Genomic DNA, 9,722 nt, shown 5'->3' on the forward strand with positions numbered 1-9,722 from the left:
ATCCGGCCCGACAGCGGCGGAGAGGGCGCACAGCGGGGCGGTCTCGGCCAGGTCATCGAACTCGGCCCGACCGAGGGCTACCGGTTCGACTTCTCGGCGATGTTCGACCGCATCGACCATCCGGCACGCGGTCGCGCCGGCGGCGGCGACGGCGCTCCCGGCAAGGTGTATCTCGACGACGGCACCCCGTTCGCCGGCAAGGGCCGCCAGGTGGTTCCCGAGGATCGCAGGTTGGTGCTCGAGCTGCCGGGCGGGGGTGGCTTCGGGGACCGCGCCGACCGCGACCCGGCCGCCGAGGAGAACGATCGGATCCAGGGGTACGTCTCGTGAGTCGTCGAATCCCGTGACCGAACTCGCTCCCCACTACGACGTCGTGTGCATCGGCGGGGCGATGATGGGCAGCGCGACGGCCTACTTCTTGACCGAGAACCCGGACTTCGACGGAACGGTCCTCGTCGTCGAGCCCGACTGGACCTACGACCGAGCCGCCACGACGCGAGCGCAGAACAGCATCCGCGAGCAGTTCACGAACGAGCTGAACATCCGCTTGAGCGGTTTCGGCGTCGACTTCATCGCCGACTTCCACGAGAACGTCCAGGTCGACGGCGATGCGCCCGAGATCAACTTCCGGGGCACCGGTTATCTCTTCCTGGCCGACACCGAGGAGTTGTACGAGCGACTCGAACGGGAATCGGAGGTGCAGCTCGCCGCGGGGGCCGAGGTCGAGATGCTGCGCCCGGCCGACATCGCCGAACGGTTCCCGTACATGGATGCAGATCAGCTCTCGGGAGCGCGGCTCGGTGGAATGCGCGAGGGCTCGTTCGACGGCTGGGCGTTCTTCCAAGGGTTGCGTCAGCGGGCGCGGCACAACGGCGCGGTGTACGTGAAGGATCGCGTGGTGGATCTCGACGTCGCCGGTGGGCGCGTCGTGCGAGTCCACCTCGAGTCCGGTCGGTCCGTCGCGTGCGGCCACGCCGTCAACACGTCCGGCTGTCGGGCCAGGCAGGTCGCGGCGATGGCGGGCGTCGAACTGCCGATCGAGCCCCGGGCCCGGACGAGTTTCGTGTTCGACTGTCGGACGCCGATCCCGCACACGGTGCCGCTCACGATCACGCCGGTCGGCGTGCACTTCCGCCGGGAGCAGAACCACTACATGTGCGGCGGAGTGCCCGAGCACGACGTCGCGGTCGACTACGACGACCTCGAGGTGCGCTACGACGAATTCGAGGAGTTGATCTGGCCGGCGGTCGCCCGGTACGTCCCGTGCTTCGACGAGATCGGCGTCGTCACCTCGTGGGGCGGCCAGTACGACTACAACACCCTCGACCACAACCTGATCATCGGAGCGAGCAGCGCCGTCGAGAACCTGATCTTCGCCAACGGGTTCTCCGGGCACGGACTCCAGCAGGGCCCGGCCGTCGGTCGCGGCATCAGCGAACTGATCACGTACGGCGGCTACCGCACGATCGACCTGTCGCCGCTCGGCTATTCACGCATCGAACGCAACGAGCCGATCGTCGAACACGCCGTCATCTGACGAGTTCAGGCCGTCGATGTCGCATCCGGTTCGTCGTCGACCTCGCCGTCCAACTCGACGCTGACGGTCTTGTCGAGCAGATCGGCGTATCCGACGAACGTGGCGAACGGTGCATCAGCGGCGTCGCGTCCGAAGCCGATCCGGGCGAGTCGGTTGATCGCCGACATGCCGGTCGGGTCGAACAGATACCAGTCGTCGCCGAGGTAGGCCTCGAAGAAGCCGTGGAAGTCCTGCGGTTCGACGCCGACGCCGTATCCCGACACGTAGCGCGCCGGGATGCCCAACGCCCGGCAGAGTGAGATCGACACGTGCGCGAAGTCGCGGCACACCCCCGCTCGCTGCAGCAGGACGTCGGTCGTGCCGCTGGAACCGTCGGTCACGCCGGGTTCGTACAACAGATTCGTCTCGACCCAATCGGTGATCGCCTGGACCCGTCCGTGACCTCGATCGAGGTCACCGAAGAGCCGGGTCGCGAAGTTGCCGAGCTTGTCGGACTCGCAGTAGCGGCTCGGGTTCAGATACGGCATCACCTCGGCTGGGATGTTGCCGAAGTCGACCTCGTCGAGATCGGTGGGGTCGGCATCTTCTCCGTCGAGGGTCACCGACGCCCGATAGGAGATGTCGAGTTGTCCGGGATCGGCATCGAACCGCAGCAGTTGGTGGGTGTCGGCGCCGTACGGAACGACCGACATCTCCACCTCCGGCGTGATGACGATCTCCTCGTCGGACACGACCTGATGCGGGGTGCGTGCCGCGGTGATCGAGAATGCGAAGGACGTGGGCTCGTGGATCTCGTAGCGCATGGTCGCGCTGACGTTGACGGTGCTCATCATGGGGCGTCTTTCTCGGTGGGGACATCGGTCGGGGGCGGCTGCTGTGGGGGGTCGATCAGTTCGCTCGCCCAGTCGCTCGGGACGGAGTCGAGCGCGTCGCTCAGGCTCTGATTCCATGCGTCGTGTTGCGGTTGGAGATCACGCTCGGTGAAGCGGCGGATCGTGAACGCAGACGCCGTGTGGGGAATGACCGCGACGTCGATCGGGAAATCGACGTCATTGGCACTCGTACGTGTCGCGTCGAACGCGAGGTAGGCGAGTGTGGCGGCCTGGTCCAGCGGGGTATCGCTGCGCAGCAGCCGATCGAGGATCGGCTTGCCGTAGTTCGAGCGGCCGATGATGATCGACGGATCATCGGCGGTGGCTTCGACCCAATTGCCCTCCGGGTAGACGTGCAGCAGCAATGGTCGTTCGTCGTCGAGGAGGCGGCCACCGATCAGCGCGTGCGAGTTGAACGTGAACCCGGCGTCGGCGAGCGATGGACCGTCTTCGGCCCGCACCTCGCGCAGCCGATCTCCCCACCCGGTCGCCAGTTGGTGCATTCGATGGACGGGTCGCGAGTCGAGTTGGTCCTGGACGCGGTGGGCGACCTTGTCGCGGACCGAGCGGAGACCCGAGGTCATCAGCACGGCGGAACGGTCACCGCTGGACAGACTCGACAGCTTGGCCTTCACCGAGATCTGAGAGCCGCGCACGATGCGCGTGTCCGAGAGCGCGACGACACCCGCGTCGACGCAGATGCCGATGCAGAACGTCATCGGCGTCGATCGTCGCAGGTGGTCGTGAGGACGAGGAGTCGGGGCACGCGTTCGATCATTCCCGATCGTCGGGCTCGTGAAACGACCGTTGGTCGCGCCGTGATCGAACATGATGACTTCGGCCGAGCACTCCGTCACGTCCGTGGGACCCTGCCCGAGCCGGTCATATCATGGACGGCGATGAGCACCTACACGCCACCGACCGACGACATCCGCTTCGTGATGACCCACGTCGCCGACCTGGACGGGATTCTCGCCACCGAGAAGTTTGGACACGTCGATGTCGACAGCATCGATGCCGTCATCGAGGAAGTCGCCCGGTTCATGGCCGAGGAGGTCGCTCCGACCAACGTCGACGGTGACCAGATCGGGTCGCAATGGCAGGCCGACGGCACCGTGGTCACCCCCGAGAGCTTCGGTCCGGCGTACGAGAAGTGGGTCGCATCCGGGTTCGGAGCGATGCCGTTCGCCGCCGAGTTCGGCGGCGCCGACTTCCCATGGATCTCGGCGATCGCGGTGCAGGAACTGTTCACCTCGTCGAACATGGCGCTGTCGCTGTGCCCACTGCTCACCCAGGGTGCGATCGATGCGATCCTCGCCCACGGTTCCGACGAACAGCAGGCGACCTATCTCCCGAAGATGATGACCGGCGAGTGGACCGGCACGATGAACCTGACCGAGCCGCAGGCCGGTTCGGACGTGGGAGCGGTCACCACCAAGGCCGAGCCCAACGGCGACGGATCGTGGAGCGTCACCGGCCAGAAGATCTTCATCACCTTCGGCGAGCACGATCTCGCCGAGCAGATCGTCCATCTCGTTCTGGCTCGCACGCCGGGCTCCGCCCCCGGCACGAAGGGCATCTCGATGTTCCTCGTTCCCAAGTTCGTCGTGGGTGAGGACGGTTCGCTCGGGGAGCGCAACGGCGCGACGTGCGTATCGATCGAGCACAAGCTCGGAATTCACGGTTCACCGACCTGCGTGATGTCATTCGAGGGGGCCGCCGGCTGGCTCGTCGGCGGTGAACACGAAGGCATGCGCAACATGTTCACGATGATGAACAACGCGCGCCTGTCCGTCGGGTTGCAAGGCCTGAGCGTGTCCGACCGGGCCTTCCAGCAGTCGCTGCAGTACGCGCAGGATCGGGACCAGGGCACGGCGATCGGTGCGCCCAAGGGGACGAGCAGCCCGATCATCGATCATCCCGACGTCCGGCGGATGTTGATGACCCAGCGTGCATGGATCGACGCGATGCGTGCGCTCACGTACACCAACGCCGGAGCGCTCGACCGTGCCGACGCCGCCACCGACCCGGACGAGGCGCGCCGGTGGCGTGAACTGGCCGACCTCCTGATCCCGCTGTCGAAGAGCCTGTGCACCGACGTCGCGAACGAGATGACATCGCTCGCTCTCCAGATCCACGGCGGCATGGGCTACGTGGAGGAGACCGGCGCGGCGCAGCACTATCGGGATGCCCGAATCGCTGCGATCTACGAGGGCACCAACGGGATCCAGGCCGCCGACCTCGTCGGTCGCAAGCTCGCGATGCGCGGCGGCGCCGTGATCACCGACCTGCTCGACGAGTTCGAGACGCGGGCGAACGACCTCGCAGAGATCGAGGGTCTGTCGACGTTCGCCGACCGCTTGAACGATGCGATCGCAACCGCCCGAACCGCCACGGCGCACCTCATCGAGACCGGTCCGTCCGATCCTCGTTCGCTGCTCGGATCGTCGGGTCCGTACCTGCGGCTGCTCGGCACGACCGTGTGCGCAGGCCTGCTGGCCAAGTCGGCGATCGCCGCGTCGAGTGCCGACGGGTACGACGCGAGCTTCCTCGCCGCCAGGGTGACCAGCGCCAAGTTCTTCGGTGAGCAGATCCTGCCGACGACCGCGGGGCTCCTCGCTGCGATCACCGCGCCCGCCGACGACCTCTACGCGCTCACCGCCGACCAACTCCTCTGACCCACACCGACCCACCGTTCTCGTGAACTGTTCGCGCACGGAGCGCCGGACAAGTTCACGAGATCGGCGATTGGGTGGCTCGCGTGGGCGTGTTTGGCGGGGTGCGGTGTCAGCCGACGGGAGCGGGATCGGCGTCGGCGTCCGGTGGCCGCAGCTCGGTGAACGTGTCGATGCGGCGCAGCGACGGGAACACGAACGCGAACGTGGCGGCGATCCCCATGGTGATGAACCCACCGCCCGCGATCGCCGCCGGGAGTCCGAATGCGCGAGCTGCGACCCCACTCTCGAAGGCGCCGAGTTCGTTCGACGCGCCGATGAACACGCCCTCGACGGCGTTGACCCGGCCGAGCTGTTCGTCGGGGGTCACGAGCGGAACGATCGCTCCGCGGATGTTCATCGAAATCATGTCGGCCGCGGCGACGACGACGAGCGCGATGAACGCGACTGCGTAGCTCCGGGTCAGACCGAACACGATGTGGCCGAACCCGAAGATCGCCACCACGATCAGCAGCGTCGGCCCGACCCGCCGTGTGAGCGGTCGGCGCGCGAGCCAGAGCGCCATCCCGGCGGCTCCGATCCCGGGTGCCGCACGCAGCCACCCGTAGCCGATGTCGCCCACGCCGAGCCGCTCCTCGGCCACCGCCGGGATCAGCGCGATCGCACCGCCGAACAGCACGGCGAACAGATCGAGTGAGATCGTCGCCAGCACGACCGGAGTGCGGCGTACGAAATGCAGACCCTCGACCGCACTCGCCCACGTCGGACGCTCGGTGATCCGCTCCGGAGTGCGGTGGTAGCGGAGGAGGATCATCGGGATGATCGCGCCGAACTGCAGCGCCGCCGCGAGGACGTATGCCCACGATGCGCCCACGCTGTAGATGAACCCGCCCATGATCGGGCCGATGATCGCCGACGCCGTGAACGTCGCCGTCCACAGAGCGATGACCGACGGGAACAGTTCCTTCGGCGCGAGGAACGGCGCCACCGAACGGCGCGCCGGCGCCAGCATCGCGTCAGCGGTGCCCAGCGCGAACGCGATCGCGAAGAGCTGCCACACCTCCGTCGACTCGCTCACGGTGAACAGGATCAGCGCTCCGGCGGCCAGCCCGCGACCCGCGAGGAACAGCCCGGTCACCCGGCGGCGATCGAAGCGATCGGCGACCCACCCACTCACCAGAACCAGCAGCAATGCCGGGATGAACTGGGCGAGACCGATCAGGCCGATGTCGAGTTCGTCGCCGGTGAGGTCGAACACCTGCTTGAACAGCACCGTGAGCAGCACGTTCTGGCCGACCGCGGCGAGCGCCGTCGAGGCGAGATACAGCCGGACGGCCGGGATTTGCATGACCTCGTTCGTGGTGCTCGAGCCGCCGGTGGACATGACGTGGCGACAGTACCGACTGGTGCAGGCCGCCCCCGCGTCCGATTCGAACCGTTCAGTCGACGGGGTCGAGCAGATCGAGGCCGACGCGCCGGGCGATCGAACGGAACCGTGCGGCCGCGGGGATCAGCGTCCGCCCGGTGCGCGAGATCAGTTGGATCGCGCGCGGCGGCAGCGGCGGGTCGATCGGGAGGATCGCCACGCCCGGATCGTGGTGGTCGACCGCCAGCGACGGCATGACGGCCCAGCCGACGCCGGAGCGGACCATGCTCTGCACCGCGTTGTTGTTCTGGAACCGGAACGTGTAGTCGGGTGTGACCCCGGCGCCGGTGAGTCGTTGGTCGATGAGGCGTTGGCTGGTTTCGGAATCCGGCTGACCGATCAGCGGATGGGTGTTCAGGTCGTGCGCGGTCGCCACACCGCGGCCGGCCTCATCCCCGGGGACGACCACGACGAACGGATCGAGCCCGAGCAGGTCGATCTCGAGGCGTGGATCGTCGATGGCATCGATCGTGAATGCCAGATCGAGCTCGTCGTCGAGGATCTCGCGGAGCAACGTCTCGAGGTCGTCGGTCTCGTCCAGTTGGATGTCGACGTCGGAGACCTCCTCGCGCATCGCGCAGACGATGTTCGGGAGCAGCTCGGCCGATGCCGACTGGAATGTGCCGACCAGCAGGAGACCGGATCGGCCGCGACGGAGCAGGTCGAGTTGCGCATCCATCTGGTCGACGCGGGCGAGGGTGCGTCGCGCGTACTCGAGCACGAGGTTGCCCGCCGGCGTCAGCTCTGCGGGACGGGGACCCTTCGGCCGGTCGAAGAGCACGACGCCGGTCGCCTTCTCGAGTTGCGCGATCTGCTGGCTGACGGCGGATTGGGTGAAGTCGAGGGAGTCGGCCGCGCGCGCGAACGTGCCCTGTTCGGCGACGGCGACGAGGGCGGACAGATGCCGTGAGTCGGCGTCGCGGAGGGTGGGCATTGATCATCAGCATAACTGATCACTATGTATAGAAATCGTCGCTTTTCATAATTACGCAACGTGCGTAGCATTTCATGCATGGCTCCGATCACCGCTCTCGAACTCGCACAACACGTCGTCACCGACGGCTTCGCCTCGCAGAAGGATGCGCTGACGGTTCTGTATCGGACCGCCCGTGAGCAGGAGGTCAGTGGCGTTCTGCTCGAAGTCGTCGCCGACGAGCACGAGCCGCGTCCCGTGCGCGAGCGCGCCCTCGGACGCATCGTCGTCCAGCTCTGCCGCGCAGCCTGATCTCGACCCCGACCCCTGAGCTCGCACCGGTTCTCGCCGGCCTCGACGATCGTTCCGAGCGGGTCGAGCGCCGCCGACTCGGGCACGTTCGCCGGAGTGTCGCGGCGTGAGACCCGGTCGTGATAGAGATCACTTCCACGAGGTGTCATCGGTTCGACCGATGACACCAGGGGAATTCGGGGGTGAGCGGTGGTGCTGCGAATCGGGGACACTGGGGCGATGACACCGGGCGGCGCGCGATGACGCGACTCGGTTTCCTGCTCGACAGTGACTCGTGCATCGGATGTCATGCCTGCACGATCGCCTGCAAGAGCGAGCACGATGTGCCGCTCGGCGTGAACCGGACGTGGGTGAAGTACATCGAGACCGGTTCGTTCCCCGACGCGAGTCGTCACTTCTCGGTGATGCGCTGCAACCAGTGCGAGGACGCACCGTGCATGACGATCTGCCCGACCAATGCGCTGTTCCGCGCCGACAACGGGGTCGTCGACTTCCAGGACGACAACTGCATCGGGTGCAAATCGTGCATGAACGCATGCCCGTACGACGCCCTGTTCATCAACCCGGAGACGAACACGGCGCAGAAATGCAACTTTTGCAACCACCGCATCGAGGTTGACCTCGCTCCGTCGTGTGTCGTCGTGTGCCCGACCGAGGCGATCAAGGTCGTCGACTTCGACGATCCGACCGATGTGAACCTCAAGCTGATCGGCCGTGAGGACGTCGCGGTCCGTTCGCCCGAGCAGAACACGAAACCGAAGGTCTACTACAAGGGTGCCGATCAGGCGTCGCTCGACCCGACCCGGACGAAGATCAACGCGGACGGGATGATCTGGGCGGACACGACGAAGAACCACCGCCAACTGCCGGTCCTCGACGAGCACGGACACGGCGACGTCGGGGTGGTCGCGCGGACCACCTACACGACCTCTCACACGACCACCTGGGACCGCATGGTGTCGGGGTACATGGTCACCAAGGCGATCGCCGGCGGCATCATGCTGATGGCCGCGCTGATGATCGTGCTCGGCCACGCCGACGAGCAGGCCGCGGTCGGCGTGGTCCCGCCGATGGTCGCGGGGGTCTGCCTGGCGATCACCGGTGCGCTGCTGATCGGCGACCTGAAGCAACCCGGCCGGTTCTTCTTCCTGCTCACCCGCTCGAACTTCTCGTCGTGGCTGGTCAAGGGCGCGTACGTCCTGGGTGCATTCGCCGCGGTGTGCGGACTCTGGTGGCTGTTCGGTCTCGCCGACGCCGACGGAGCGCTGAAGGTGCTCGCCGTCCCGGCCGCACTGCTCGGCGCGGCCACCGCGGGCTATACCGCGTTCCTCTTCGCGCAGTGCGAGGGCCGAGACCTCTGGCAGACGCCGTTGCTGCTTCCGCTCCTGCTCGCCCGGGCCGTGGTCGCCGGTGCGTCGGCGTACGCGGTGCTGGACCTGTTCATGGACATCCCGTCGCCGCACGCGGGCTGGTGGGCACTGCTCGGCGGCGTCGTCGCCGTCGCGTTCCTGACGTGGGTGGAGTTGTCGTCGCACGGCAGCCGCCACGTCGAACTCGCCATCGCCTCGATGACCCACGGCGACCAGAAGCAGTGGTTCCGAGCCGGCAATGTGCTCGGAGTCGCCGCGCCGGCGATCCTCGTGATCGTCGCCCTGTCGATCGGCACCGACAGCCCGGATCTCGTGGCCCTCGCCGGCGTGGTCGCACTGATCGGGATGTGGCTGTCCGAGACCGCCTTCGTCCGCGCCGGCCAATCCGTCCCCCTCTCATGAACGGACAACTGGTGTCAGGCACCCGTTGTCCGGAACGATCGACCGTCCACCTCACAGCACGTCGGACAACTGGTGCCTGACACCAGTTGTCCGACGCGGAGGCCAACATGACTGAACTGAACAAGTATCCGCCGCAGTCGAAGTGGCACGACTGGACCGAGCTCGACGCGAAGGCCTGGCCCGACAGGAAGGAGCGCAATTACACTCTGGTACCG

General features: G+C 66.8%; 9 protein-coding genes. 5 read left to right on the forward strand and 4 right to left on the reverse strand.

The features are described 5' to 3' along the window. Positions 1-330: hydantoinase B/oxoprolinase family protein (locus WBV89_RS13660; protein ID WP_423981903.1), on the forward strand; the 330-nt coding region annotated here is incomplete at its 5' end. A gap of 13 nt (positions 331-343) precedes the next feature. Further along, positions 344-1,537 (forward strand): NAD(P)/FAD-dependent oxidoreductase, encoded by a 1,194-nt coding sequence (locus WBV89_RS13665; protein WP_423981904.1) that lies wholly within the window; start codon positions 344-346, stop codon positions 1,535-1,537. A gap of 5 nt (positions 1,538-1,542) precedes the next feature. On the opposite strand, the gene WBV89_RS13670 is transcribed toward WBV89_RS13665, so the two are convergent. Further along, positions 1,543-2,367 carry a transglutaminase-like domain-containing protein gene (locus WBV89_RS13670; protein ID WP_423981905.1) on the reverse strand — a complete coding sequence of 275 codons (825 nt, stop codon included), beginning with the start codon at positions 2,365-2,367 and terminating at the stop codon, positions 1,543-1,545. Continuing rightward, positions 2,367-3,128: a proteasome-type protease gene (locus tag WBV89_RS13675; protein WP_423981906.1), complete on the reverse strand. Its 762-nt coding sequence runs from the start codon at positions 3,126-3,128 to the stop codon at positions 2,367-2,369. Before WBV89_RS13675 ends, WBV89_RS13670 begins: the two co-directional genes overlap by 1 nt. A 180-nt stretch (positions 3,129-3,308) precedes the next feature. Between WBV89_RS13675 and WBV89_RS13680 the strand changes: the two genes are divergently transcribed. Further along, on the forward strand, positions 3,309-5,087 hold the full coding sequence (locus WBV89_RS13680; RefSeq protein WP_423981907.1) for an acyl-CoA dehydrogenase: 1,779 nt from the start codon (positions 3,309-3,311) through the stop codon (positions 5,085-5,087). Between the two features lie 109 nt (positions 5,088-5,196). Here WBV89_RS13680 and WBV89_RS13685 read toward each other — a convergent pair whose 3' ends face one another. Both WBV89_RS13685 and WBV89_RS13690 read right to left on the reverse strand, forming a co-directional pair. Next, on the reverse strand, positions 5,197-6,432 hold the full coding sequence (locus tag WBV89_RS13685) for an MFS transporter (RefSeq protein WP_423981908.1): 1,236 nt from the start codon (positions 6,430-6,432) through the stop codon (positions 5,197-5,199). Between the two features lie 91 nt (positions 6,433-6,523). After that, positions 6,524-7,444, reverse strand: coding sequence for a LysR family transcriptional regulator (locus tag WBV89_RS13690; protein WP_423981909.1), 921 nt, complete (start codon positions 7,442-7,444; stop codon positions 6,524-6,526). A gap of 78 nt (positions 7,445-7,522) precedes the next feature. Between WBV89_RS13690 and WBV89_RS13695 the strand changes: the two genes are divergently transcribed. Together WBV89_RS13695 and WBV89_RS13700 are read left to right on the forward strand one after the other, a co-directional pair. Then, positions 7,523-7,735 (forward strand): hypothetical protein, encoded by a 213-nt coding sequence (locus WBV89_RS13695; RefSeq protein ID WP_423981910.1) that lies wholly within the window; start codon positions 7,523-7,525, stop codon positions 7,733-7,735. 239 nt (positions 7,736-7,974) lie between these two features. Then, positions 7,975-9,507 carry a 4Fe-4S dicluster domain-containing protein gene (locus WBV89_RS13700; protein ID WP_423981911.1) on the forward strand — a complete coding sequence of 511 codons (1,533 nt, stop codon included), beginning with the start codon at positions 7,975-7,977 and terminating at the stop codon, positions 9,505-9,507. Positions 9,508-9,722 lie beyond the last annotated feature (215 nt).

Source organism: Ilumatobacter sp. (assembly GCF_049588435.1).
Classification (GTDB): Bacteria; Actinomycetota; Acidimicrobiia; order Acidimicrobiales; family Ilumatobacteraceae; genus Ilumatobacter_A.